This is a genomic window from Methanopyrus sp. SNP6 (genome assembly GCF_002201895.1).
GTDB lineage: Archaea > JAADCQ01 > Methanopyri > Methanopyrales > Methanopyraceae > Methanopyrus.
Map to the genome: position 1 here is coordinate 1270850 of NZ_CP019436.1, position 25483 is coordinate 1296332.

Sequence of the window (25483 nt, forward strand, 5' to 3'; positions counted from 1 at the left end):
GAGAACGGAGCTCGACCTAACCACACTACCTCCTGTCGGAACGAATGGTTCTGACGTTTACAGGGCAGCCAGCGGGAAGAAAACGATGTGTCGACCGAGGGCCGTTGGTGGAAGTGCACCTCCTCCCGCAGCCGGTAGTCGGTATCGAGCGGGGCCTCCTCATCGAGTCGGTCGCCACCACCATCCCCATCATCGTTTCCGCGGCGCTCGGCAGCGGTCTCCTCGATCATCCTACCAGCCGGTCTCTCCCGCCTGCTCCTCATAGCTCCGGGATCGCCTGACGTCGGGTGGTGATACACCTTGTGGGAGGCCGAGAGGACGCTGGCCTTAGTATACCATGAGGAGTACCTACGGCACGAACAGTATCCCACGCACCCGGAGCGTCGTGAACGTCTCTCCTACACGGTGGACAGGTTCTGGGAGGAAGGATTGTTCGAGATCGAGGGGATCGATCTCGTCGAGCCCGAGCCCGTCGATCGCGAAGTGATCGAACTCGTCCACGATCCCGAGCACGTGGAGTTGATCAGGCGGATGAGCGAATCCGGTGGTGGTACGATCGACCCGGATACCGCCGTCGCTCCGGAGACTTACGATCAGGCTCTGCTAGCGGCCGGAGGCTCCGTTCTCGCCGTCGAGCTGGTCGTGCGGAAGGAGTACGACACGGCTTTCGCGATGGTCCGACCGCCGGGTCATCATGCCGGCCGCGCCAAGGCCGCAGGTTTCTGCTACTTCAACAACGTGGCGATCGCCGCCGAGTACGCGATACGCGAGCTGGGCGCGGATTCCGTCGCCATCCTGGATTGGGACGCCCACCACGGTGACGGGACTCAGGAGATCTTCTACGACCGTGATGACGTGCTCTACGTCTCGATACACCAGGACGGGCGTACCCTGTATCCCGGCACGGGCTTCCCGTACGAGGCGGGTGAGGGGCCGGGTGAGGGGTACACCGTGAACATCCCCGTGCTCCCGCGTTCCGGTGATCGGACGTACCGTGAAGCCTTCCAACGGATTGTGGAGCCCGTGGTGTGGGAGTTCGACCCCGATCTGATCTTGATCTCTGCGGGTCAGGACTGCCACTTCACGGACCCGATCACGGACCTCGCGATCACGGCCGAGGGATACCGTTGGATGATGGAACGGGCGACCGAGCTCGCGGAAGACCTTGGGGCTTTGGGGCCCGTCGCCGTGCTGGAAGGGGGTTACTCCGTCGAGGACGGGCTCCCGTACACCAACTTGGGCGTCGTGTGTGGTATGTCGGGTGTCCCGGCCGATCTGCGGGAGCCTATGGATCCACCGGAGGAGAACCCGCGGGGGCCGGAGAGGATTCGAAAGGTGGCCCGTGAGTACTCCAGGTACTGGACTTCTGTGAAGGCGTGAAACCTTCGGGTGGCTTCGAGGGCTTATGCCAGGCGGTATAACGTATCGAGCATGGCTCAGCTACAACCGGTGATGTCCGGCAGTTCGTAGTCGATCTCACGCGGTAACTCGCGCCGGCGCCGACGCTTACTCCGACGCTTCTTCGCCACATTTATCACCCCCTCGGGCGATGAGGACCGGTAGATAGGGTGAGGGGATGATCGGGACCGCCGTTGCCGAGCCAGGTCCTGGAAGTTAAGGTTGATGCTCGTAGGTTCCTTGACTATCCTTCCTCGAAAATCCAAGCGAACCGGATCGATCGGAGCGAGGATTTCGGATCGTTCCTAGGACGCCGGCTAGATACGGCACATCGACGCCCGTTCCGGGCGTTTACTTGCCCGGCTTGATCCTGAGGTCCCTATCCATCCCGCGGTTCTGGGTAGGACATAGCTTGAGTGGGGTATGGGGGTCGAGCGCCGGGGATGCCGACGGTCAATGGACTTCATCGCTCCGACTGAACATGCGGCTGATCACCACGTACATCGCCGGGAAACCTACAATCACCAGGGTCAGCGTCGAAAGCACTCCTATCCCTTGATAGAGGCCTATGTTCCTCATGATGCCTGTGTGGGATAGTAGCAACGAGAGGAAACCGATCGCCGAGGTCAGTCCGCTGAACAGTACACCGGGTCCTGCTCGCTCCATCGTACGGGTCCAAGCTTCCTCGACTCCGTGCTTCTTCCGCTCTTCCCTGTAACGTGAGGCCATGAACACGCAGTAATCCATCCCGATACCGAGGAGTATACACATCGTGGTTTGCATGGCCAGGAACGACGGCACTATCCGCAGTATGCCGCCCAGGAGTCCGATGGCCCATAGGATGCCCGAGCCGATGGCGACGAGCCCGAAAACCGGCGGTATCGGGCTTCGAAGAGCGATCGTCGGTATCGCCAACACGCCGATCGCCGACGCGATGGTGGACCGACGCATATCCTCGTTCACCTGCGCGTACATCTCAGCGAACGCCACCGGGAGACCCGTGGCCCCCACCTTCACGCCCTCGGGTGGGTGTTCGTGCCGAACCACGTCCATGATCTTCCGGCCTTGCACCTTCGGGTCCCCTGGTTTCAGTTGTACCTGAATCACCGCGACTTTCCCGTCCCCAGAAATAACCCCTTTCTCCATGTCCTCAACGTTCGGTTCGAGGGATGAGCGGATCGGCGCCGGCAGACGCTCTACGGTCTTCTCCATCCAGATCACGTCGGGTGCCCCGAACACGCGGGCGACCACGCCGGTGCTCTTCGCGTCTCGCTCCAACTTCTCCATGAAGCGGACCACCTTCGGATCCCGGATGTCCCGCGCTTCCACGACGATCGTGGCGAAGTGATGGCTCACATCCATGTGCTTCTCGAGTATATCCCGAGCTTTCAGGGACGGTAAATCGTGTCCTAGGAACTTCTCGATGTTGACCTCCGGCTTCACTCCGGCTGCTCCGTACCCGAGCAGGCCCGTGATGGCGAGCAGCGCGACGATCGCCGGGAGCGGATACTTAACCGGCACCGAGAGTGCCTTCCAGCCTTCCTCCTTCTCGGAGTTCCTCCTCCCGATCGGTACCGACTGAAGTAAGCTCGGTAGGACGAGCAGCGTCAGCGCGACGGCCGTGAGGATACCGGCTACGATACCGAACCCTATCTCCGAGACCATCCTGAACTCCGACAGGGTCAAGGCGGCGAAACCCGCGGACGCCGTGAGACCTGTGATCAGCACAGCTCGACCCGCGCGTCGAACCGCCGTAAGAATGGCCTCACTCTTAGCGCGTCTCTTGATATCGTACTCCTCATGGAAGCGTGTCAGCGTGAAGATCACGTAGTCTATACCGACACCGAGCATCAGTACCACGGTCAGCAGGACCGTCGCGTAGAACGGGGAGAACCCCATCCAGTACATGATCCCCAGAACCCACGCCACGGCGGATAGGATGATCGTGAGTCCAAGGATCGGAGCCCACCATCGCCGGAAGTCAACGTACAGAACTGCGGCGACGGCGGTGGATACGAGGGCGGTCACCTCGACTACATCCTTTAGGAAACTCCGATAGAAGTCGTAGTTGATGGCAGGAGAACCCGTGACGTCGGCGAACCTGACGGACTTCGGCTTGTCGCGCCCGAGTAATCGTCGAATGTCCGGCACGACCTTACGGTAGTCCGCGTCCGACTTCAGTCCCACTCTGATAATAGCGATCTTGCGGTCTTTACTGACGAACATCTCCTTCGACCGTTCCATTTCCGATATCAGAGGTCGAAGACCCTGGATATTGACGGCGGTCGGGAAGTTCGTCGGGCTCTCCCGGAGAACGTCCGGAGCTCCCCTGACGTCCTCGACGTAAGGTTTGGAGCGCAACCTGTCCTCTACACAGCGCATGTAATCGAGGACTGGTTTTCGGGTGACGTCGTCCGCTTCGACGACGATCAGCAGTGTCTTCGTTGAAGTGCCCAGCTCACGCTCCACAACGTGCTGCCATTTCATGGACTCGAACCGATCCGGTAAGTACTTCGTTTGATCTACCTCCACGTTCAGGTGGAGCGCTCCGTACGCCATGACAGCAGTCAGAGCCAGGAAGGACAGTATTATCGTCGTCCTGAACCTCAAGTCAATAACCCTCGGGCCGGGAGACCATACCGTACTTTCATCCCTTCACCCAGTCACCTCGGATGTATCAAGGTTAGTTACGGGGTCCGTGACGATTCGACCGAGAGGGAACGACCGTTACGCATCGTAACGTACCCCAACATCTACTCTACGGAGCTACAGTCTCGAGTCCATCTTCAATGTGGTAGTCTCCTTCCCCCTACGCAGTCACTCGGATTGCGGTTGGTGCGCGCGTCCCGCGTCTCTCAAGATGATCCCAGACTAAACCTTCTCAGGGGAGGATCGGTTGTCTCTCGTAGCGGCCAGAAATCCCAAAGATCCACAGAAATTGGGATCCTTCAAGGTGCGTCGGTGCGCGGCCTGCGGGCGGTTGATGCGGATAGAGCTGTCGGAGTGCAACTGCGTCCGCTGCAACGACCTCCGCGGTGAATCCCTGGAGGAAGGTCCTTACGTCGAGAACTCGGGCCCGTACTGCGATCGGTGCCGAGGCAAGGTCGAACCCACGAGTCGGTTGTCGGAGGTAGCCGTCGCGGTGTGCTTCCTCACGGATCTCAGGAACCACGATGTCCTGTACCGGGTGGCGAGTGCACTGACCGAGGTGGTCCAGAGACTCCGGGAAGAACGTCGGTTCGTGGCGGTGGGGACACCAGTCGACGATCTGTATTTCAACCTCCGTTGCGGGATGGAAGCCGGGATCGACTTCGGAATCCGTGCGCAGATGTCCTCGATTTTCACGCATATGGAGCCCGAGTACCTCGTGATCGCCCACAATCCCGTGCGTAAGCTGCGAGGTCGGCCACGGGAGCGCTTCAGGTACACACTCGAGAGTAACATCGAGGAGCTACGTCGCGTGATCGTCCTCGAAGACGTCGTACGTAATACCGACTTTAAGTCCGTATACCGGGACCTGGGCCGGGAGTACCCGGACGTGTTCGTTTTCGTGAGCTCCGAGTGGGTGGAAAAGCTCGTGGACGAGCTCCGGAAGTAGGGGGTGATCCCGACGCTTACCGGTCGCACGGACAACCCGGACCGGTTGATACGCGGTCTGGTGGAACTGGGTTGGACCGTCCGCGAGGAGGGTGACCGACTGATCGCGATCTCACCCGCGGGTCAGCAGGTGGAGGCGAATCGGGAGACCGGTGAACTCAGGATCACAGGACGGGGAGAGGGAACGGCGGCCCGGACCCTCGTCAAGTTAGCGGTCAAGCTCGGAGCCGAGGTCGAGCTCGAGGGACTAACCTTCGAAGACCGGCGCCCCTTAGTGTACGGCCCGGTACCCTCGCGCAGGCTCGGCGCATCTCTGGGCATCGACCTACCGCGTGGAGTGTGCACGCATGACTGTGAATACTGCAGTGTTGGGGTCCCGAGGCGCGTTTCACCTTACAAGCGGTTCACGGTAGACCCGATCACGGTCAGGGAGGAGTTGTCCGAGACACTGCGGCGCTGCGACCCTGATGCTGTTACCTTCGCCGGAGTGGGTGAGCCGACGCTCTGCGCGAACCTTCGGGAGATAGCCGAGGAGATCAGCCCGCTCGTGGAAGGTGTCGGGGCGGAGATGGTGCTTTTGACCAACTCGACTTGGGTTTCGGAGTGCGCGGACGTAGTGGACGTGGCCGTGGCTAGCCTCGATTGCGCCCGTGAGGACCTGTACCGGACGATCAACCGACCGCATCCGAACATGTCGTTGGAAGACCTAGTGGAGGAGCTGGGCCGGTGCGACCCCGGAGACGTGGTGGTCGAAGTGTTGCTATGTCGGGTAGGAAGGGTGACGAACGCTGACCCGGACCACCTGAAGGAGCTGGCGGGTCTACTCGGTTCCATCGGTCTCGAAAGGGTACAGCTCAACACCGTGGCGAGACCTCCGGCGCTGGGTAGGGCGGAGCCGGTGAGTCGTGAAGAGTTGCTCTCGGCCCGTCGGACCTTGGAGTTGTGCGGACTCGACGTCTCGGTCTACGAATAACTCAGGACGCACCACACGACGGCGGTCGTGGGTAACGACGCGATCAGCGATGATACGAACATCGTTTTAGCCATGCTTTCGGAGCGCCCCAGCGCGTAGGAGAGGAACAGCATTACGGGAGGGGTGAAGACGAGCGCGAGCCCGGTCCACGCGGCGAGCTCCGGGCGTCGGAGCAGGGTGGATCCCACGGATAGCGTGTACGCGGCCGCTACACCGGTACACGGTGAGGCGAGCCCCAGGTAGAGACCCGCCCGCCTGGCGACAGCACGCGCCTCGCCCTTGGAGGTCACTCGGATCGGAGGATGATCCTCAACCCGGGTAGACCGAGAAGCGCCAACGCCGGCACTAGCACTGGTCCCCACTCCAGCACGCGTTTTGTTAACACCTGCATTCCGGGAACCCCCGTGATTTAATCCACCTTATCGGTTACGTTAGTCGGGGATGGTCCGATTGAAGGTGGCGATCACGGGAACACCGGGTGTCGGGAAAACGACGGTGTGTAGGGCATTCCGTGAACTCGAGTTCGACGTGGTTCACTTGAACAGGGTCGCGCGGGAAATGGGCGCGATACTGGAGGAGGACGAGCAACGCCAGGTTAAGGTGGTGGACGTTCATGCGCTTAGACGGTACGTGGAGGAGTGGGAACCCGAGTCCGATCCGGCGTTTGTGGAGTCCCATTACGCTCATTTAATGCCGACGGACCTCGTAGTCGTCCTCCGACTTCATCCCTCTGAGTTGGAGCGACGATTGAAGGACAGGGGTTATCCTCCCGAAAAGATAGCGGAGAATCTGGAGGCGGAGTTCGTCGGTGTATGCTACGGGGAGGCCGTGGAGGTGAGGTCCGAAGGGTGCCTCATCCGACCGCCAGAAGACGTAGTTCAAGTGGACGTCACGGGCTTGAGCCTCGCCGAGGCGGCCGATCGAATCCTCGAAGCAGTGAACTACCGTCGAGGTGACGACGTGGACTGGCTTTCAGACGAAGAGGCGCAACGGACCGTCGAGCGTTACCTCAAGTACCGTTAAGGGGGGTGGGGACTTGCGCCGACGAGAGGTGTTGCGCCCGCTGAGAGAGGACGACAAATACCGCCATCCGGCGGTGTTGGACGAAGAGGTCAGAGTGATCGGGGACAACTTGGCCGACGTGACGGCTGAGATCGGTGCGTACGCCGAGATAGGTCCGTCGGTGGTAATCCGGAGGAAAGCCGCAATCTACGGGTTCTGTCGGGTGTTCGACTCGGACGTGGGTGAGCGAGTGAGCGTATCCCCATTCTCAGTTGTGCGCGCGGACGTTGGTAACGACGCGTTCATAGGCGACGGGTCCATGATAGGGGTGATCGGCGGGGATAGGGCCAGGTTGGGTTACGATTGTTTCGTCGGTATGAGGTGTGTTGTGTACGGCGGCGTGAAGGTGGGTGACGGAGCGATCGTAGGGGCGGGATCGGTCGTTGAGGAAGACGTTGAACCTTATACGGTCGTGATGGGGCGACCGGCCGAGTACGCTGGTGATACAGTCAGGATAAGCGCCAACACGTTCGTGGGCGGCGAGGAGACGTTGGCGGAGGTTCGAATGGTCACGAGAGGTTACGACACGGGTTGGGAGACGTTGGGGTGTACGGAGAGTCGCGGTGTGAACCTGACGGTCGTAACCTTCGACCGTGAAGTGTGGGAGAGGCTGATGGGACTGCTCGGGAGGTTCCGTGGCGAGGTGGACCACGGAACGTTTCGGTTCGAAAGTGCGGAGTACTTCGGGATCGCGGCGTCGTCTGAACGACCACCTCGTCGAGTGGTGGATAAAATCCGTGAACTGCTACTAGAGCGGGCCGAGCGGTTGGTGGCATGCATCTTGGATTGCCCTAAGGGGTACGGTAGAGACGTGGTAGTTCGGAGCGGCCGGATCAGCGATGAACGGGTGGCCGGTCCGTTACGCGCCCGCGGATCTAGGTACTACCGGCGCACCGAGGTGGGCTTACGTACCGTTTGAACCCGTGGCCGGTGCGTATTATATCTCCTCGATGTCGGACACCTGGGGGTCGTCCGATTTGAAGATAGCCGTCGTCGCCGTTCAGGGAGACGTAGAAGAGCACGAATCGATCCTGAAGGCGGCCGGTGAGCGAGTCGGCGAAGACGTCGAGGTGGTGTGGGCGAGGTACCCTGAAGATCTCGAGTACGTGGATGCCGTCGTGATTCCAGGAGGAGAGAGCACTACGATAGGACGTCTGATGGAGCGGCACGACCTGGTTAAGCCGCTGCTGGAGCTGTCGGAGTCGGATACTCCCATCTTAGGGACCTGCGCGGGGATGGTCCTCCTCGCGCGTGAGGTCGTTCCGCAAGCTCATCCAGGGGCTGAGGTGGAGATCGAGCAGCCTTTACTAGGTTTGATGGACGTTCGGGTGATCCGGAACGCGTTCGGCCGTCAGCGTGAATCGTTCGAAGCGGATGTCGAGATCGAGGGGTTCGAGGACAGGTTCCGTGCTGTCTTCATCCGGGCCCCCGCCGTGGACGAAGTTCTGTCCGACGACGTGAAAGTACTCGCGGAGTACGGGGATCACATCGTGGCAGTGGAGCAGGATCACCTGCTCGCCACGGCTTTCCACCCGGAGCTCACCGACGATCCGCGTCTTCACGCTTACTTCCTGGAGAAGGTGTGAGGGGAACTGACCTTGGCGTGCGGCATCGCCGGTATCGTGCTGCCCGAGCCGGGGCCCGTCGGCGCTATCCTTACGGAGATGCTGGACGCGCTGCAGCACCGGGGCCCCGACTCGGCAGGTTACGGTCTGTATTTGGACGTCGACACGGCGGTTTTCGTCCTCGAGCTGCCGGCCGAGGACGGGGAAATGGAGATGCTGGGTGAGGTCGAGCGAGCGCTGGAAGGGCGTCAACTGGAACGGGTAGAGCGGATCGCCGAAGACGCGAGTACACGGGTGTACCGACTGTTCGTGGAGGGATTCTCGACGGGACGACAGGGTCAGCGAGAGCTGGCGGAGGTAGTGGAGAGGATCGAGAACTCGGATATCACCGTATTGAGCGCGGGTCACGGCTTCGAGATCCTGAAGGACGTGGGTACGGCAGCAGAAGTCTCGGAGCAGTACGGGGTCGAGGCGATCGAAGGTACCCATGGGATCGGACATGTGAGGTTCTCGACGGAATCGGAGGTCGATAGATATCACGCTCACCCGTTTCAAAGTCACATGGTACCTAACATGGCAGTGGTTCATAATGGTCAAATCACCAACTACTACACGATCAGAGAGCAACTCGAAATTAAAGGATACCAGTTTAAGACCAACAACGACTCGGAGTGCATAGTGGTGTACGTAGCGGACAAGTTGCGGGATGGGTACTCGCTGGAGGAGGCGATGGAGGAGGCCATTCGTGACCTCGACGGGCCGTTCTGCTTTATTATCAGCACTCCGAACGCGATCGCGGTTGCGAGGGATCCGCTGGGGCTCCGTCCCGGTGTGATCGGATTCGGTAAGGACGGGGCCGTCGCCGTCGCCTCGGAGGAGGTCGCGCTGCGTCGGATCTTCGGCGACGAGCTCGAAGGTATCGAGCAGATCGAACCGGGCGAGTACGAGGTGTTCGAGGTGGGTGGCCGGAGTTGAAGGAGAAAATTATCGACTGTCGCGACAAGGAACCCCGAGACATCAACAGTGCGCTGAAAACCTACGCTCGAGAGTACGACCGGATCGTGCTCGAGAACCCCGGCGCCAAGCACTACATCGCGGCCGGACTGACCGAGGAGGTCGAGGTGATCATCAAAGGAAGTGTCGGCTATTACGTGGGCACGATGATCCACGGGCCGCGGATCCTCGTCGAGGGGAACGCGGGTTGGTACCCGGGCGATAACGTCACGAAGGGAGAGATCGTGATCGAGGGTCACGCGGGTGACGGAGTAGGTCAAGGAATGTACGGTGGTACCGTCGTCGTCCGTGGCGACGCAGGTTCACGAGTTGGTCAGATAATGAAGAACGGGACGGTGATCGTGGGCGGCGATGTGGAGATCATGATAGGCATGTACATGATGGGCGGAACGATCATCGTACTGGGCGACGCCGGTACGTACACCGGAGAGAGCATGCTCCGCGGCGAGATCTATGTGTTGGGTGAGGTCGAGGATCTGGGTAAGAACGCCGAAGCCGTCGATCCCGACGGCAAGGATATCGATCGCGTCTGGGAGCTCGTCCGCGCGTACGACTTCGACGTGACCCGTGACGACTTAAAAGCGTTGACGAAGATAGTACCCAGGTCGAAGCGCCCGTTCTACGGCCCCGAAGAGATGGAGGAGGGGTAAGAACCCGTGGCCACGACCGTTGTGTTGTGTAGCGGCGGGCTGGACTCCTCGGTTATCGCCAAGTGGGCGGTAGAGGAGCTTGGAGGGCGCGTGATATGTCTTTTCGTTGACTACGGGCAGCGGAACGCACCCTTCGAGCGGAAGGCTGCGGAACGTATAGCTAAGGCGGTGGGGGCTGAGTTCGAAACTGTCGGCACGTTCTGGCTGAGGCGCCTCTGCCCGGATAACCCCATGTTCGCCGGTGGACTGCCGCGTGAGGCCGGGACCGAAGACCTCTCGGCGAACTGGCTCCCGGCGAGGAACTGGAACCTCCTGGGGGTCACGGCAGCGCTCTGTGACCATCTGTACCTCAAGGGGGAAGACGACGAGTTCCACATCGTTTGGGGTATCAACGCTGAGGAGGCTGAACGGTTTCCGGACAACACCAAGGAGTTCGCCGACGCCGTAGCCGAGGCGCTGAAGCGTGGACTGCCATCGCGGCCGCGGCTCCACAGTCCGTTGGCCGAGTTGTACAAGCCAGGTATAGTGCGTCTGGGCTCGGAGCTCGGTGCCCCTATGGACCTCTCCGTAAGTTGCTACAACCCGATCTGGGAGGACGACACGCCGGTGCACTGCGGAGAGTGTGAGGCGTGTTACCACCGTAAGCGGGCCTTCGAGAGGGCTGGGATCGAAGATCCCACAGAGTATTCTGGAGTGACCTCGCCTCCCTCGAGACCATCGCCCTGATCGTGGCGATTCACATCGGCTACTGGACCGCCATCGCCTATGGGCTCGCCCACGGCCTTCCCGACCATGTTTATCGTGGTACCTGGCATGATACCGGTTGGACTGTGCCGGTTCGTGCGCAACCCCCGGCTGAATACGTCCGGTAAGCGCGCCGAGCAGCTAGTACGACGATACGACCCGTACCTGGGCGTGCTGGTTTTCGGATCTTACATCACAACACTAGCCACGATGGCGGTCGTGGGACTCGGTGGTGACCGGCGAGCCCACTCTCGGTCTTGATTCCATGCTCTGATGGGATACAGGTTAGACCAACATGACGTTAAGGGCGCTACAGCCGTGGTTAAAGTGGGGAAGAACTCCTCCGACGGTTCGATACACGTCGAGGTGCTACGAAGGGGGGAGTAACCGTCAGACGAGACGTACCCTCCATAGTAGTCGACAAGCATGCCCGGGACGCGATTCGGTCGGGAGCCCTCTCGGTTTTCGCGCCGGCCGTTCGGAGAGTCAGGGGACGGTTCCGACCCGGTGATGTGGTGAAGATCGAAACCGCGACCGGCGACTTCCTGGGCTACGCCTTCGCCCAGACTTCGGACCGCGACGTGCGTAGGGGTCGGGCCCCGGGCATCGTGGCTAGGATCTTCGATCGGAAGGGAGAGTATCCAGAACGCTCACCGGACGAGATCGTGCTGGAGCGTATCGAGAGCAGATATCGGTTCAGGAAGCAGTGGAAGATCGACGTGCATAGGAACCACATGAGAGTGGTGTTCTCGGAAGCCGACGATGTTCCCGGCCTCATCCTGGACAAGTTCAACGATATCGCAGTGTTTCAAACCACGTGTCCGGCCATCGAGAGGATTATCCTGAGGAATGCGGCCGAACTGCTGGAGGTATTGGATGTGGACACGCTCTACGAGAAGAACGATTCGAGAAAGCGGCGACAATTGGGTATGGGGGTGCGAAAGAGAGTGGTGTCCGGAGAGGAGCGGGTCGAGACCGTCGTGGAAGAGTACGGGGTGCGCTTCGCGGTCAACGTCGAGGAGGGTCAGAAGACGGGGTTCTACATCGACCAGGTGGAGAACCGCGCGAAGGTGCAGGAGCTGGTGGATGGAGGCAGGGTCCTCGACACCTTCACGTACGTGGGTGGGTTCGCGATTCACGCGGCGGTAGGTGGCGCTGAGGAGGTAATAGGTATCGACAAGTTTGACAGGGTGGTCCAGGCCGCGTACCGTAACGCCGATATCAACGATGTCCGGGACCGCGTGAAGTTCCTCGTAGGGGACGCGTTCGCCCTGCTCGAGAAATTCGAGCGGCAGGGGGAGAAGTTCGACGTCGTGGTCTTGGATCCGCCGGCGTTCGTCACGTCCAAGGAGCACCTGAACAGAGGACGTAGGGCGTACTTCGACGTGAATTACAAGGCCTTGGGGTTGGTCCGGGACGGTGGCCTCTTCGTGACCTGCTCGTGCAGCCACTTCTTAGAACCCTCCGACTTCGTGAGACTGGTTAACGAGGCGGCGGCCCGGCGAGGTGTGAAGCTCAGGATGCTCGGTCCGCTGCGAGGCCAACCCCCATGCCATCCGATAGTGCCAGGGAACCCCGACACCAGGTACCTCAAGGCAATGTTCTGTGTAGTAGAGCACTAGCCGATCGGTAGTGCGATGTAGAGAGCGAAGATGTATGTGGGCAAAGTGAACACGAGGAGCATCGGGTGGATAGCCCAATCGTGGGGACGCTCGTCGGCTGGTTTCGGGTCTTTCATCCACCTCAGTAGATCTAATAGCGTCTTCGTAACCACGAGTGTATATGCAATGACTAATACTAGTTCCACTTGATGCATATGATAGTACCATAATCGCATGAAATTGGGTGCGACTAGGTACAACTGGCGAGCCTTCTCTACAGCTAATGGTGTGGAAAAGTTCAGTAATTGAAGTGCATGGTACCATCGCACATCTTCAGGTACGAATACGGGAGCGTTACATACAGCGGCAGGAAGTCTGCTAAGTGCGAGGAGGAACGGGGCGACGTTGAGGAACCCGACACGCCATGATGGCAGTAACCAGACGGCGAATGGGAACACCCATAAGTAGATCCAGGAGATGTAGTAAGGGTTTCCTACTTTGGTAGTTAGGGCAAACCATAACATGAATAGGGCCGCAGAACCCCAAATAGAGTATTTTAAGTTAGATATCTTAATGGATTCTTGTAGGATTTCATGACGTTTCCAAAGCCACAAAGCTAGGGTTATAAACCCGAGAATTATAAGTGGCCCTGATAGCTTCCCTATGGTGAAGTGGTAGGGGTACACGTGCCATCTAGTTAGGAGTAATGGAATGTTTAGAGGAGTGAGGTCTTGAGGAAGTCTAAGCATATGAAACAGAAATGCTTGTTTCCAAAAGGCTTCCGGATCGTATAATATAAAGGGTGACCAAAGTAATGCAGTGGTGATTGAGGAAGTTAATAAAAATATCATTGCTGGGTGTGAACCGTACTTTTCCTTGAGAATTAGAGTGAATGGAATTACGAGTATTCCAGGTACATACTTGAAACTAGAAGCTAAAGCTAATGATACTCCAGCGGCGATGGGTCGACCACGGTGTATGCATATAGCAGTAAGTGCTAGGAAAAACGCGATAATAGTATCGAACTGGTAGCCCCACACGACCACACCCATAGGTACTGATATGATTCCCCACTGAGCTATCGGCCACTCGAACTCCCGAATTATTACCAGACATGTAAGTAAGTAGAATATGACTAAAAATACCTTAAGAGAAAATTGGAACGTCCATGGGTTAGAGTCTAAACCTAAGTTATGGATAAGATCGCGCGTGATTACGTAGAAGACTACGGCCATCGGTGGGTAGTGTACTTTCTCGCACTCCGGGTATACGTGTAGGAGGCCTTTAGACGTCGCGACGCGGTACCACTCCTCGAAATAGTGGACGTCGTACCAGTTCATCATCACTGGGGAGGATATCAGGAGGAAGACCGTCACAAGGAGTGAAACCGCTACCGCTAGGTACCGCTCGTGCCGCTCGTCACGGATTCGAAACAACTTCCGCCCTCCTTTATCCTTCAGAAATCATTTCCATCGCTTCTTTCGTGGCCTCCTTGACGACTTTAACCGACCGTCTGAACGCTTCCATCTCGTCCTCTTCGAGCTCTATTGGTACTATCTCTAGGACACCCTCCCGGCCCAGTCTGGCTGGGACCCCGATGCAGACGTCGCGAATGCCGTCGATCTCCCCATCCAGGTACGCGGAGACCGTCAGCACGCGGCGTTCGTCCTGCAGTATCGTCCGGACGAGGTTGGTGATCGCCTGTGCCGGCCCGAACTGTGATCCTCCCCAGGTCTCGATGATGCGCTGACCAGACTCCTTCACCTCTCTCACGGCCTCTTCCACATCGAAATCCTCCCACTCCGGCATCCTAGTAACCGGAATACCCCCGACACTCGTAGAACTGATTACCGGTACCATGGTGTCGCCGTGCTCACCGATTATGCGGGTGTGCACCTCACTCATATGCACGTTGAAGTGCTTGGCGATGAGGACTTTGAACCGCATAGAGTCAAGGTGAGTACCGAGGCCTATCACGCGATTCTTGGGTAGCCCGGAAACCTTCAGAGCTACATAAGTGAGCACGTCGACGGGGTTCGTAACCACGAGCACTATCGCTTCTGGATTCTCCTCTGCGACATTTTCCAGGTACTTCTTGATGATCGCGACGTTGTCCTTGGTGAGGTCGAGACGGGTCTGGCCGGGCTTCCTCGGGATTCCTGCCGTCATCACGATGACGTCCGCATCGACGTAGTCGTCGCGCTCGCACCCGATGATGATTTCGGCGTCTTTTTGTGCGGCCGCTAACGAGTCCAGGATATCTCGCCGGAGTCCGCGCAGCTTATCTACGCTTTTAGGTCTAGCGATGAGGGCGACCTCGTTTACGCAGTCCAGTAACGCGAGGCGGGCGGCCGCGGTCGAACCGACACGTCCGGTCGCACCGATCACTGCCACTTTAGACACTGTTCAGTCACCCCATGAGGAGAGCTAGGATAGCCTTCTGCACGTGCAATCGGTTTTCGGCCTGGTCGTAGATAACGCTCCGCTCCGAGTCCGCCACGTCGTCCGTGAGCTCGTACCCACGTTGTATGGGCATACAGTGCATTACGATCGCGTGTTCGGGGGCGTATGACATCAGTTTCTCGTTGACCTGGTACGATCGGAATACAGACAATCGTTTCTCCCGTTCGTCTTCGTCGCCCATGCTCACCCAAACGTCGGTGTACACGACATCGGCCTCGCGTACGGCTTCCTTAGGATCTCTAACTACCCGGATCTCCGACCCCGACTCCTCGGCGCGACGCTCCGCTTCCCGCCAGATTCTGTCCGGACACTCATACCCTTCGGGCACTGCGTGCACGAAATCCCAACCCAAAGTGGCACACACGAGGGCCAAGGACGAACAGACGTTGTTCCCGTCTCCGACGAAGACCACCGTGTGGGGACCCCGACCGAGCTTCTCCCGGATCGTGAATGCGTCCGTAAGAGCTTGACATGGGTGTTCGAGATCACTCAGGCCGTTGATGACGGGTACTTCCGAGTACCTGGCGAACTCCTCGATATCTTCGTGGCGGTGCGCTCGGATCATGACTCCGTCTAAGTATCTGCTCAACACGGCCGCCGTGTCCTTGATAGCCTCGCCTCGACCCAACTGCAGCTCTTGTTTCGTGTACGTGAAGGACTGCCCGCCCAACTGATGCATGGCCACCTCGAAGGAGACACGGGTGCGGGTGGAAGGCTTCTCGAAGATTAGGCCGAGCGTCTTGCCTTTCAGTACTGGTATTACCCTCTCGCCCGCTAGGTAGCGCTCCTTGAACTGTTCGGCCACGCGAAGAACAGTCTCGACTCCCTCCTGATTTAAATCCATGATGGAGAGTAAGTGGTCGATGTTGAGGCGCTTCAACCTCACTACTCCCCACGGATTCGCCCCATACGGCGCACCCGCTTCTCGACGGTCTCACGCCTCCCGATGTCCGACCGGTGCCGAATCCTTTCCCCGCTCACGCACTCACGGATCGCACTCTCCGCGGCTTCTTCCGCCCGATCGAGTTCATCGCTTATACCCACGATCGCCAGGGCGCGGGAGGAGGTCATCCGGATCTTTCCGTCCTCGTCAAGGTTCACGGAGGCGTAGTACGGGATCGCGTCGTACCTATGGATGCACTCCTCGTCCACCTCGATGACGTCTCCCTCCCCTTCCGACGACTCCGGGTACCCCTCGGGTACGACGTACTTGCACACAGTGGCCTTCTCGAGGAACTCGACCTCTCCCTCCATCGATCCTTCTGCGATCGACGCGTGAAGTGTTACGATGTCGCCTTCGGCGATCGGGAGGATGTTCATGGCCTCGGGATCTCCGTACCGGCAGTTGAACTCGATGACGACGGGACCTTCTGAGGTCAGCATGAACTGCCCGTACAGGACCCCCCGGTACGGCTCACCGGTTTCCTCCTTGATCGCTTCGACCGCGCGTTCCAGGATCTCGACGGAACGTTCGTAATCCTCCTTGGTCATGAACGGCAACAGACCGTCGGGACACGAGTACGAGCCCATTCCACCGGTGATAGGACCCTTATCACCCTCGTACGCGTGTGGATGATCCTGTACGGCCGGTGTGGGGATCACCTTTTCCCCGTCCGTGTAGGCCTGGATTGTGTACTCCTCACCCACGCACTTCTCCTCGATAATTACCTTGGGGATCCCACCGATATCTTCCTCGAAGATCTCCCTCACGTATTCCTTCGCCTCGTCGAGGTTCTTCAGCTGGTCGCCGACTACCTTCACTCCCTTACCGCCGGTTAGACCCGCCGGCTTGACGGCCACGGGTTTACCGAGCTCGTCGATGAAGTCGCAAGCCTCATCTGGATCCTCGAATATCCCGAACTCCGGACAGCCCGGGATGTCGTACTTCTCCATCAGCTCGCGCGCGAAGCCCTTATCCCACTCGATCCGAGCCGGACCCCGCTTTGGGCCGAACGTAGGGACACCTTCCTCCTCTAGGCGGTCTGCCACTCCCTCGGCCAGCGGGTCCTCCGGTCCCACCACTGCGAAGTCCACGTTCCAGTCCGCGGCGGCTCGAGCCACCGCTTCTACGTCGGTCGGATCTCCTACGATGTAGTCTTCGGCCAATCGGATGATGCCCGGGTTCCGGTTCCCCATGAACGCGTAAAGCTGTACGTCCTCGTCCGGAGCTCCGCAAAGCGCCTCTGCGATCGCGTGTTCTCGGGCGCCGCTACCCACGAGCAGTACTTTCAGCATCCCGCAGCCCCCGCAGGTCGTCGGCCGTCAGCACGCTCGAGAGCCTCACACCCCGCTCTTTAAGCGCTTCTTCCGCACCCTCCTGTCGATCGACCACGACTACGGCGTCCCGCACCTCTCCCCCCTCCTCCTCGATGGTTTCCAGGGCGTTCAATAGTGATCCCCCGGTCGTTGCGACATCGTCGACGAGTACGACCTCCTGTCCCCTCACGTCCCCTATAATCCGCTCTCCGATTCCGTACTCCTTCTTCCGCTTCCGAACTATCGCCATGGGTAGTCTGGCCTTCACTGAGAGCACCGAAACCAGCGGAACCGCTCCGAGCTCCGGTCCAGCTAGTACATCTCCATCCGGTAGGACCTCGAGGAGGGCGTCCGTGAGCGCGTCGAGAACTTTCGGGTGTGTGCAGGCCTCCTTGATATCCACGTAATAGTCGCTTCGCTTACCGGAGGAGAGCACGAAATCCCCGAACTTCAATGCCCCTACCTCCAACAACATCTCGGCGAGTCCCTCCCGATCCATCACCACGGCACCTCCTTCAGCTTCAGGAGGTATCCGATGACGTTGGTCAGCCAGTGGAGTGCCAGGGTCAGGATAGCCAGACTGACCAGTACCCAACCCGGTGGGTGCCACCGGTACACCAGGTAGTATAGTAGCACCGCCCCAGCGAAGAAGTCGAGCTGATCGAGAACTGGAGCCGGTGCCCCGCGTTCGAGCCCGATCCTGCGCTTCACGAAGCTGCCTACCGCGTCGCCGACCATTGCACCGAGTCCTAGGATAAACCCATCACCGGCCTTCCAAGGGTCCCCAACCACGAGCCCTTCTCCGAGTCCCACCACAGCTCCCGCCAAGACGCCCACGATAAAGCCACGGATCGTTACACCACCACCCAGCAGTCGGCGTCCGTCGGAAAGCTTTTTACCGAAATCGAGCGGTCTTCCACCGCCGAAAAGGCACGCGCTCAAGTTCGCGATGTACGCCGGTAGGATGAACCAGAGACCCTTTCCGAGTTCCAACCATGCCCCGCTTCCCATTTCAACCATCCCCTCGGGGGTCCGGTAGTGAGCGACACCCTGTACGAGACCGAGAGCCTCTGCCCCGAATGTCTCCGAGCTGTACCGGCGAGACTCGTTCGGACTGCTGAAGGTTCCGTGGAGATAGTTAAGAAGTGCCCGGAACACGGTGAGTTCCGCGAAGTCGTATGGTCCGATGCCGAGTTCTTCAAACGCGCCCTCGAATACGAGTTCAATGGTTCCGGAGTGGAGAACCCACAAACGGACAACGAGAATGGCTGTCCGTTCGACTGCGGTCTTTGCCCGTGCCACGAGAGTACTACCGCTCTCGGTATCATCGACGTCACGAACCGGTGTAACCTGAACTGTCCCGTATGTTTCGCCAACGCAGAGGCCAAAGGTTACGTGTACGAGCCGCCCCTCGAGCAGATCGAGGAGATGCTCGACTTACTACGCTCGGAGCGCCCCGTGCCGGCTCCAGCGGTGCAGTTCGCAGGTGGTGAGCCGCTAGTTCGCGAGGATATCGTCGAGATCGTCGCCGCCGCGGACGAGCGCGGCTTCCACGTACAGATCGCGACGAACGGTGTGGAGTTCGCCCGGAACCCGGAGCTCGCGGAGGATCTCCACGCCGCCGGACTGAACGTCGTGTACCTGCAGTTCGACGGGCTGAATCCCGAGATCTACGAGGAGATACGGGGTTCCAGAAAGATCCTCGAGTTGAAGAAAAAGGCGATCAAGATCCTCGAACGCGAAGGTATCTCCACGGTCCTCGTACCCACGCTGGCCCGCGGGATTAACGACGATCAGATTCGGCCCATGCTGGACTTCGCCCGAGAGTTCGAGGTCATCCGCGGGATCAACGTGCAGCCGATCTCGTTCACGGGTCGAACGCCGCGCGAGGAGCGGGAGCGTATGCGCATCACCATACCTGACTTCGTTAAGCTCGTCGAGGAACAGACGGACGGTCGTATACCAGCCGAAAGCTTCTACCCGGTCCCGATCGCGGCGAAGATAGCCCGGTTGATAGGACAACTCCACGGGGAGCGGAAGCCGGAGTTCTCCGCGTACCCCATCTGCGGAGTCGCCACTTATCTACTCGACGAAGGGGATTGGTACCACCCCATCACCGACTACGTCGACCCGGACGCGTTCATCGATGCGCTGGAAGAGGTCGCGGAGAAGGTGGGAGCGTTGGATCGAAAGCGGGATCGAGCGAAGGCCGCTTGGATCGTGACCAAGCACCTACGTCGCGTCTTCAAGAGCCTCACCGGCAAACGCAAGCTGGCCCGACTGGTCCTCGACGTCGTGACTAAGGGAACCTACGACGCCCTCGCGGACTTCCACTGGAACGCGCTGCTATTGGGCTGCATGCATTTCATGGACCCGTACAACTTCCAGACGGACCGTGTGCGACGGTGCGTGATCCACTACGCGACACCGGACGGACGGATCATACCGTTCTGCGCCTATAACTCCATACACCGTGAAGAGATCGAGCAGAAGTTCGGCGTGCCGCTAAAGGAGTGGAAGGAACGCAGGAACGGGTGACACGGTTGTCCCTCCGCGAGACAGCCGAAAGGTTGGTAGAGGCCGAGACAGTCGTCGCGCTCACCGGGGCCGGCGCATCGGCGGACTCCGGTATCCCAACGTTCCGAGGGAAGGATGGACTCTGGAACAAGTACGACCCTCGGGAACTGGCCACATCCGAGGCCTTCGCACGCGATCCGGAGAGGGTTTGGGAGTGGTACCTCTGGCGTCGTCGTAAGATCGCTGAGGCCGAACCTAACCCTACTCACACGGTCCTAGCGCTCATGGAGCGAGACGGCCTCCTCGAAGCCGTCATCACGCAGAACGTGGACGGACTCCACCAACGTGCCGGATCCCGTCGCGTGATAGAGCTCCACGGCAACATCTGGCGGGATGAGTGCGTATCTTGCGAATATCATCGGGTGAACGATCCAGAGCGCGGCGAGGGACTCGAGTACGACGAACTGCCACCTAAGTGCCCCGATTGCGGAGATCCGCTGCGCCCCGGCGTCGTCTGGTTCGGTGAGCCGCTGCCCCATGACGCGCTCGTGGAGGCGGAGAATCTCGCACGATCCTGTGACGTGATGCTCGTGATCGGAACCTCGGGCGAAGTCCGGCCCGCCGCCGATCTTCCGCTCGTGGCTAAATCCTGCGGAGCCACCTTGATAGAGATCAACCCGAGTGAGACCGCGCTCAGCTCCCACATGGACGTTATCATCCGAGAACGAGCAGCCTCTGCCATAAAAGCCCTATGGGGCGAGATCGAACGACTCTCGTGATTGTGCGTGGATTTTCTTCCGGTATAGACCCTATAGACCCTACCGGCAGGTTTCCATGTTCCTGCGCGATGATTTGTGCGATAACCACCTCGCAACTTCTGCTCTCAGATCGCCCGAAGACATCGAGGTCTGCCAGATGTGGGTACTTCTTGCCGGCAATCCGCTAGGACATGATTTCTTCGTGCTACGATCTACGGGAAGGAACCGCACGGAGTTCCGAGTTCTCCGTTGAACATCCGTAGTAGGGCGCGTGGGGAGACTCAGCCTCCCCCCGACGAGTCCGCCTACCTCGAGTACCGGCACGGTGGTGCGGTCCGAGGTCCTACGGAGATCCGAAGCGTCGCACAGATCCGTGGGAAGAGCTCGTTCCTCCCCGAAGGTCCGCAACGGTCGATCCTCGCCTCTACGGTGCTCCAATACTCCCTCGTGATCGCACTAAGTAAAGTCGCATTAAGTAACATGACAAGCAGGGACCCAAAGCGCTCACCCACCGCCTGCATCCGCTCATTCACTGCGGTCCGATCATCGCCGGGCCGTGTGGGACTCCACCTCGACACCCAACTCCCGCGCCACGAGCTTGAGCACGCGTTCGCCCCAGGCCAGCTTCTTCCTCTTCACGGGGTCTGCCCGGAAAACCCCCTCACCTTCACCGGGTCGGGAGTATTCAGTCGTTAGATCCCCGAAGTCCATCCCCACGGTGAGTACGCGCTCCGCGCCCAATCTCGCCGCCATGACCACCGCCCGATCTCCGTCCGTGAAACCCCCGAAGTTGTGCAGAAGATCACACGGTGGCTCGACTTGACACGTTCCCAGAATCCTGCCAAGAGTGGGTACAAGTTCCGCCATCTGGGTCATGTTATCCCCGTGGGCGTGTACGACCGTGATGGAACCGCACTCGCTGGACATCAGTAGGTACTCCTTCGGCCCGTCGAGATCCGTCACTACGACATCCGGTACGATTCCGAGCTCGAGGAGGGCTTTACAGGCGCCGTCGGCGGCGTAGACGACACTGTCCTCCAGCTCCTCGACTATCTCCGGCAGCTCAACTATCGAAGGACCTGCTCCCACCACGATTACTTCTTCTTCGACCGGCAGGTCCTCCGGGCGTAGGACGTGAGGATGGTCGTGGAGAAGCTCGCATAAGAACGAGGCGGCCAACAGGTCCTCGGACTCCTTATAACCTAGGTCCGCCCGGATTTCCTCGATTATCCCCTTCAGCGGATCCAACAGGGGGGAACCCCACGTGGTTGTGGTAGGTATCGTGGGTGCATCGGGTTACACCGGCGGTGAACTCCTTAGATTCCTCGCCCGACACCCGGAGGTGGAGGAGGTCCGCTACGCGACCTCCAGGAGGCTCGAGGGAGAACCCGTCTGGAAGGCACATCCGAACCTGCGGCGTGACTACCCCGACCTCGAGTTCTCGGATCCCGATCCAGTTGAAATCGGAGAAGACTGTGACGTCGTGTTCACAGCCGTCCCACACACCGCCGCCATGGAGATAGTCCCTGATCTACTGGAAGGAGGAGCCGTGGTGATCGATCTCAGCGCCGATTTCCGGTTCGATGATGTGGAGGTCTACGAGGAATGGTACGGCGTCGAACACTCGGCCCCGGAGCTGAACGCCAAGGCCGTTTACGGGCTGCCCGAGCTACACCGCGACGAAATACGGAGCGCGGACCTCATCGCCAACCCGGGATGCTACCCGACCGGTGCGATTCTGGCCGCCGCGCCGCTCGTCGAGAAAGGGTTAGTCGACGTCGTGATCTTCGACTCCAAGAGCGGTACCTCCGGGGCCGGTGCGAAACCTTCGGAGATCACTCACCATCCGGAGTGCGCCGAGGACTTAACGCCCTACAACCCGACGGATCACCGTCACTTGCCCGAAATACGACAGGAACTGGGGAAGTTAGGCGACGTCGAGGTTCACTTCACCCCACACCTAGCACCGCTCGTCCGGGGTATTGAGACCACGGCCCACGGTCTAGGGGACGTAGAAATCGAGTCGGAGGAGCTCCGGGAGCTCTACGCGGAATACTACGACGGTGAACCTTTCGTCCGTATCTGCGAGGTCGGTGAAACCCCGAGGCTCTGGGCCGTCCGTGGGACCAACTACTGCGACGTGGGTATCTTCGCGGTCGGTGATGGCAGGATCGTCGTAGCGTCGGCGATCGATAACCTCGCCAAGGGCGCGTCCGGTCAGGCAGTTCAGAACATGAACGTGAGGTTCGGGTTCGGGGAAACCTCTGGATTAGAGGAATCCGGGTATCACCCATGAACCCGCTCCCTCACGAGCTCATGGACCCTTCGACACCCTTCATCGTCTTCCTTCGGTACTAAGGCGAAGGCACAGCGCCCGTCACCGAGCCCCCAACACGCGTACTCGATCGCGTAGTACTCTCGGCCTTCAACGGCGGCGACCATCCCCTGAATCAGGCCACCTTCCAGCGCACACAGGTCTTACCAGTCTCCGGTGCTCCACAACACGAGATGCAGTCGTACACGACGACGTTATCGTAACCCATGTCCGCGACGAGCTCGTCCTCTTCGTCCTCCTGGACGTCAACTTGAACCTCACCGCACCCTATCCCTTGCAGGTACTCACACACGTCCTCCACGTCCGAGAACCCCATCCACCCGACGATCTCGTGTCCGAGTTGTTCCGCTCGCTTCCTGACCTCACCGTCCGCTTCGAGGTCCCAGATCGCCGACCTCACGATCAAGAACGCCGTACGATCGATCCTCCGGCTACACGTTTCCACCATCTGTAGAATTGTCTTTCAGCCTCATGCTAGCCCCGCGGAGTCCGAGGTGATCATGGTGATATCATTTACCTACGGGACGTTGCGCTCACACGCGTATCACCAGCCCGGGACCGACGTTCAGAAACTCGAAGCGTCGCCGGAACACGCGCTTCGCGACCTCACCGGAGCAGTGACAAGGACCTGTGCTCACTCCGAGTTCCTCGAGGCGGTCCGCCATTTTCTTCACCTCGACTTCGGTCGCACCTATCAAATGGAAATTCGACGAGTATCGTATGGACTTCGAGACCCCCTCCTCACGCACCACTCGACGAACTCATGGACCCCGGGGGTGCACACATCCCGTGATCAGGAGTCCGTTCGCGTACGAGCCCGCTCCGGTGGTAGTCCGTCCAGGACGTAAGCATCACGTCACCTATTCCTAACGACTCCTCCCGGACGAGCTCGTTCTTCACCCCAATTCGTTCGGGAGTCACGACCATGGTCACTTCCGACTCCACAGCCTGTAACCCACCGGTATGGTACCAATGGTCGTGGGGGATGACCACGCGGTCAAGCCTTCGGGTTCGTAGCCTAATACCTCAAGATTGTGCAATAAGAGGTCCGGATCGGGCCCCCCTGTGTCGAAGAGCACTCTGTGACGTCCCTCTACTAGTGCTGCGAAACTTGGACCCGACCGTAACTTCGGATTTAGTGGCGGTTCGTCAGACACCACTACCGTAACCTTCGACGAGCTACGCCTCCCCGTGAGCCGCTACCGATGATGGGCGCCGCTGCCCCAGGCCCCAGGATCGGAACTAGTTTTTTCCTTACCTTAGAGGGAAAGAAAAATGTCCTCCCGGCAGGAGACGCCGGGGGACAGTGAGATGAGAGAGGATGGGGGAGTTGCGTGAGGATATCGCCGAAGAGCTCAAGTTCCAGCCGAAAGATAGGAAACTGGCGTTCGCATTACTCAGTGCGTTCAGGACTGCTGCGCTGAGACACATGGGCGAATCGTGGGAACCGATCATCATGGAGGCCGGTAGACAGTTCCTTAAGATCGTCGAGATCGCGGAGGGTAAGGAAATAGAAAGTATTGAGGACGCTTTGAACGTCGCCGCGGAGTACGGACTAATCAGCGGTTTCGAGATGGACGAGGACAGCGTCACATTGGAGGGCGTGTTAGAGAGCCTCGGCTGGGACGAGCGAACGCGTCGCGGCGAGGCAGCCTGCGTAATGACCAAAGGGATCGTCTTGGAGGGACTCCGCCGAGAAGGCTTGGACGTGGTAGAGCTGGAGGAGGACCCGGACGGATACAGTGTCACGTTCCGGTGGAAGACTCGATAGGATATCCGCAGCCTATCTTTCGCCCCCCTTAACTTTACACCGTTCCGATTTCCATCTCACAGCTCGGGGGATTCACGCTGCGTGTGCTCCAAGTCGTAGGACCGAAGGACTCCGGTAAAACGTCGTTCTGTGAAGAGGCCGTGGAAGGATTACGTGGTAGTGGTTACAGGGTCGGGTACGTGAAGTCCGTGGGCGAACATCACCTGGACCTCCGGGATCGAGACACGGGTCGCGTTCCAGCGGACGTGCGGGTCGGTATGGCTAAAAAGGAAACAGTTCTGCTTCTCGATTTGGATATAGATTCCGTCCTCGGACTCCTCGCACTGTTGGGGTTCGACTACGTACTGATCGAGGGATTCAAGTCCCGTGAGCTCGGCGTCAGGGTGGGGTTCGGCGGCTACACGGAGGGCCCCACCGTACCCGCGGAGGAACTCGATACTCCACCTGCGGACGTGGTCGAACGTTACGCGGTGAAGTACACAGCCGATATCAACTGCGGGAAGTGCGGTCCGGGGTCCTGTAGTGATTTCAGGCGGGCGGTGGCACGAGGGAAAGAAGACCCGGACGGATGCGCCGTTCCGGAGGACGTCACTGTGCTCGTCGACGGGAAACCCCTAGGCCTCAATCTGTTCGTGGGTGACTTGGTTAAGAGCGTGGTGGAGGCACTGGTTGGGAATTTGAAAGGCGGAGATGGGGACGAAGTTATTGTAGCGATCCGTCGTTGAAATAGGGCTCCCGTCGGAACCGCACCCGTTTAATGCGCGCCGCCCGGACGCCAA

Annotated in this window: 27 protein-coding genes; 15 read left to right on the forward strand and 12 right to left on the reverse strand. The window is 59.4% G+C overall.

Annotation, left to right across the window (positions count from 1 at the left end; genetic code table 11):
- Window positions 1–300 precede the first annotated feature (300 nt).
- Window positions 301–1380 carry a histone deacetylase gene (locus tag BW921_RS06980; RefSeq protein ID WP_236953740.1) on the forward strand — a complete coding sequence of 360 codons (1080 nt, stop codon included), beginning with the start codon at window positions 301–303 and terminating at the stop codon, window positions 1378–1380.
- Window positions 1381–1851: 471 nt separating this feature from the next.
- On the opposite strand, the gene BW921_RS06985 is transcribed toward BW921_RS06980, so the two are convergent.
- Window positions 1852–4008 carry a hydrophobe/amphiphile efflux-3 (HAE3) family transporter gene (locus BW921_RS06985; RefSeq protein ID WP_168168840.1) on the reverse strand — a complete coding sequence of 719 codons (2157 nt, stop codon included), beginning with the start codon at window positions 4006–4008 and terminating at the stop codon, window positions 1852–1854.
- A gap of 286 nt (window positions 4009–4294) precedes the next feature.
- Here BW921_RS06985 and BW921_RS06990 point away from each other — a divergent pair, with 286 nt between their 5' ends.
- On the forward strand, window positions 4295–4996 hold the full coding sequence (locus BW921_RS06990) for a hypothetical protein (RefSeq protein WP_148689140.1): 702 nt from the start codon (window positions 4295–4297) through the stop codon (window positions 4994–4996).
- Window positions 4997–4999: 3 nt separating this feature from the next.
- A complete protein-coding gene (locus BW921_RS06995; RefSeq protein WP_148689141.1) occupies window positions 5000–5968 on the forward strand; it encodes a radical SAM protein in 969 nt (322 codons plus the stop codon).
- Here BW921_RS06995 and BW921_RS07000 read toward each other — a convergent pair.
- On the reverse strand, window positions 5959–6258 hold the full coding sequence (locus tag BW921_RS07000) for a hypothetical protein (RefSeq protein ID WP_148689142.1): 300 nt from the start codon (window positions 6256–6258) through the stop codon (window positions 5959–5961). The genes BW921_RS06995 and BW921_RS07000 overlap by 10 nt on opposite strands.
- 166 nt (window positions 6259–6424) lie before the next feature.
- Here BW921_RS07000 and BW921_RS07005 point away from each other — a divergent pair, with 166 nt between their 5' ends.
- The 7 genes from BW921_RS07005 (at window position 6425) to BW921_RS07040 (ending at window position 12625) form a co-directional block, all read left to right on the forward strand.
- Window positions 6425–6991: an adenylate kinase family protein gene (locus BW921_RS07005; RefSeq protein WP_236953830.1), complete on the forward strand. Its 567-nt coding sequence runs from the start codon at window positions 6425–6427 to the stop codon at window positions 6989–6991.
- 13 nt (window positions 6992–7004) lie between these two features.
- Window positions 7005–7949: a DapH/DapD/GlmU-related protein gene (locus BW921_RS08020; RefSeq protein ID WP_088336169.1), complete on the forward strand. Its 945-nt coding sequence runs from the start codon at window positions 7005–7007 to the stop codon at window positions 7947–7949.
- 31 nt (window positions 7950–7980) lie between these two features.
- Window positions 7981–8616, forward strand: coding sequence for a pyridoxal 5'-phosphate synthase glutaminase subunit PdxT (pdxT, locus tag BW921_RS07015; protein WP_148689338.1), 636 nt, complete (start codon window positions 7981–7983; stop codon window positions 8614–8616).
- A gap of 12 nt (window positions 8617–8628) precedes the next feature.
- Entirely contained in the window at window positions 8629–9570 is a 942-nt protein-coding gene (locus tag BW921_RS07020; protein ID WP_210400454.1) for a class II glutamine amidotransferase, read from the forward strand.
- The gene (locus BW921_RS07025; RefSeq protein ID WP_148689144.1) at window positions 9567–10259 is read left to right on the forward strand and encodes a GXGXG domain-containing protein; all 693 of its coding nucleotides are present in this window, start codon (window positions 9567–9569) and stop codon (window positions 10257–10259) included. Before BW921_RS07020 ends, BW921_RS07025 begins: the two co-directional genes overlap by 4 nt.
- A gap of 6 nt (window positions 10260–10265) precedes the next feature.
- Window positions 10266–10985: a 7-cyano-7-deazaguanine synthase gene (locus tag BW921_RS07030; RefSeq protein WP_148689145.1), complete on the forward strand. Its 720-nt coding sequence runs from the start codon at window positions 10266–10268 to the stop codon at window positions 10983–10985.
- A gap of 428 nt (window positions 10986–11413) precedes the next feature.
- Window positions 11414–12625: a class I SAM-dependent rRNA methyltransferase gene (locus tag BW921_RS07040; protein WP_257789223.1), complete on the forward strand. Its 1212-nt coding sequence runs from the start codon at window positions 11414–11416 to the stop codon at window positions 12623–12625.
- Here BW921_RS07040 and BW921_RS07045 read toward each other — a convergent pair.
- The 6 genes from BW921_RS07045 to BW921_RS07070 form a co-directional block, all read right to left on the reverse strand.
- Entirely contained in the window at window positions 12622–13980 is a 1359-nt protein-coding gene (locus BW921_RS07045; RefSeq protein ID WP_148689148.1) for a glycosyltransferase family 87 protein, read from the reverse strand. The two genes, BW921_RS07040 and BW921_RS07045, sit on opposite strands and share 4 nt — an antisense overlap.
- A gap of 73 nt (window positions 13981–14053) precedes the next feature.
- A complete protein-coding gene (locus BW921_RS07050) occupies window positions 14054–15007 on the reverse strand; it encodes a malate dehydrogenase (protein ID WP_148689149.1) in 954 nt (317 codons plus the stop codon).
- A 7-nt stretch (window positions 15008–15014) separates the two neighbouring features.
- Window positions 15015–15953: an ornithine carbamoyltransferase gene (gene argF / locus BW921_RS07055; protein ID WP_210400455.1), complete on the reverse strand. Its 939-nt coding sequence runs from the start codon at window positions 15951–15953 to the stop codon at window positions 15015–15017.
- Window positions 15953–17299 carry a phosphoribosylamine--glycine ligase gene (gene purD / locus BW921_RS07060; protein ID WP_168168876.1) on the reverse strand — a complete coding sequence of 449 codons (1347 nt, stop codon included), beginning with the start codon at window positions 17297–17299 and terminating at the stop codon, window positions 15953–15955. Before purD ends, argF begins: the two co-directional genes overlap by 1 nt.
- Window positions 17277–17822 carry an orotate phosphoribosyltransferase gene (gene pyrE / locus BW921_RS07065; RefSeq protein ID WP_236953832.1) on the reverse strand — a complete coding sequence of 182 codons (546 nt, stop codon included), beginning with the start codon at window positions 17820–17822 and terminating at the stop codon, window positions 17277–17279. The genes purD and pyrE overlap by 23 nt, the downstream gene beginning before the upstream one ends.
- Window positions 17822–18334: a CDP-2,3-bis-(O-geranylgeranyl)-sn-glycerol synthase gene (locus BW921_RS07070; RefSeq protein WP_148689152.1), complete on the reverse strand. Its 513-nt coding sequence runs from the start codon at window positions 18332–18334 to the stop codon at window positions 17822–17824. Before BW921_RS07070 ends, pyrE begins: the two co-directional genes overlap by 1 nt.
- Window positions 18335–18361: 27 nt before the next feature.
- Between BW921_RS07070 and tes the strand changes: the two genes are divergently transcribed.
- Both tes and BW921_RS07080 read left to right on the forward strand, forming a co-directional pair.
- Window positions 18362–19861 carry a tetraether lipid synthase Tes gene (gene tes, locus BW921_RS07075; protein ID WP_210400456.1) on the forward strand — a complete coding sequence of 500 codons (1500 nt, stop codon included), beginning with the start codon at window positions 18362–18364 and terminating at the stop codon, window positions 19859–19861.
- Window positions 19862–19866: 5 nt separating this feature from the next.
- A complete protein-coding gene (locus BW921_RS07080; protein WP_148689153.1) occupies window positions 19867–20619 on the forward strand; it encodes an NAD-dependent deacylase in 753 nt (250 codons plus the stop codon).
- A 522-nt stretch (window positions 20620–21141) separates the two neighbouring features.
- On the opposite strand, the gene BW921_RS07085 is transcribed toward BW921_RS07080, so the two are convergent.
- Entirely contained in the window at window positions 21142–21846 is a 705-nt protein-coding gene (locus tag BW921_RS07085) for a 6-hydroxymethylpterin diphosphokinase MptE-like protein (RefSeq protein ID WP_168168842.1), read from the reverse strand.
- A gap of 16 nt (window positions 21847–21862) precedes the next feature.
- On the opposite strand from BW921_RS07085, the gene argC reads away from it, so the two are divergent.
- Window positions 21863–22894 (forward strand): N-acetyl-gamma-glutamyl-phosphate reductase, encoded by a 1032-nt coding sequence (gene argC / locus BW921_RS07090; RefSeq protein ID WP_148689155.1) that lies wholly within the window; start codon window positions 21863–21865, stop codon window positions 22892–22894.
- Here argC and BW921_RS07830 read toward each other — a convergent pair.
- From BW921_RS07830 to BW921_RS07835, 3 genes are all read right to left on the reverse strand, one after another.
- Window positions 22885–23040 carry a hypothetical protein gene (locus BW921_RS07830; protein WP_168168843.1) on the reverse strand — a complete coding sequence of 52 codons (156 nt, stop codon included), beginning with the start codon at window positions 23038–23040 and terminating at the stop codon, window positions 22885–22887. The two genes, argC and BW921_RS07830, sit on opposite strands and share 10 nt — an antisense overlap.
- A gap of 8 nt (window positions 23041–23048) precedes the next feature.
- Window positions 23049–23333: a hypothetical protein gene (locus tag BW921_RS07095; protein ID WP_168168844.1), complete on the reverse strand. Its 285-nt coding sequence runs from the start codon at window positions 23331–23333 to the stop codon at window positions 23049–23051.
- A 133-nt stretch (window positions 23334–23466) separates the two neighbouring features.
- Window positions 23467–23685 (reverse strand): hypothetical protein, encoded by a 219-nt coding sequence (locus tag BW921_RS07835; RefSeq protein ID WP_168168845.1) that lies wholly within the window; start codon window positions 23683–23685, stop codon window positions 23467–23469.
- Window positions 23686–24263: 578 nt separating this feature from the next.
- Here BW921_RS07835 and BW921_RS07100 point away from each other — a divergent pair.
- Window positions 24264–24704 carry a hypothetical protein gene (locus tag BW921_RS07100; protein WP_148689157.1) on the forward strand — a complete coding sequence of 147 codons (441 nt, stop codon included), beginning with the start codon at window positions 24264–24266 and terminating at the stop codon, window positions 24702–24704.
- A gap of 83 nt (window positions 24705–24787) precedes the next feature.
- Window positions 24788–25429: a molybdopterin-guanine dinucleotide biosynthesis protein MobB gene (locus BW921_RS07105; RefSeq protein WP_148689158.1), complete on the forward strand. Its 642-nt coding sequence runs from the start codon at window positions 24788–24790 to the stop codon at window positions 25427–25429.
- The last annotated feature ends 54 nt before the right edge of the window (window positions 25430–25483 follow it).

Excerpts from the sequence above, each read along its gene's own strand:
- pdxT (WP_148689338.1), top strand. The coding sequence starts at position 7,981 with ATGTCGGACACCTGGGGGTCGTCCGATTTGAAGATAGCCGTCGTCGCC.
- pyrE (WP_236953832.1), bottom strand. The coding sequence starts at position 17,822 with ATGGATCGGGAGGGACTCGCCGAGATGTTGTTGGAGGTAGGGGCATTG.
- BW921_RS07070 (WP_148689152.1), bottom strand. The coding sequence starts at position 18,334 with ATGGGAAGCGGGGCATGGTTGGAACTCGGAAAGGGTCTCTGGTTCATC.
- BW921_RS07830 (WP_168168843.1), bottom strand. The coding sequence starts at position 23,040 with ATGGTCGCCGCCGTTGAAGGCCGAGAGTACTACGCGATCGAGTACGCG.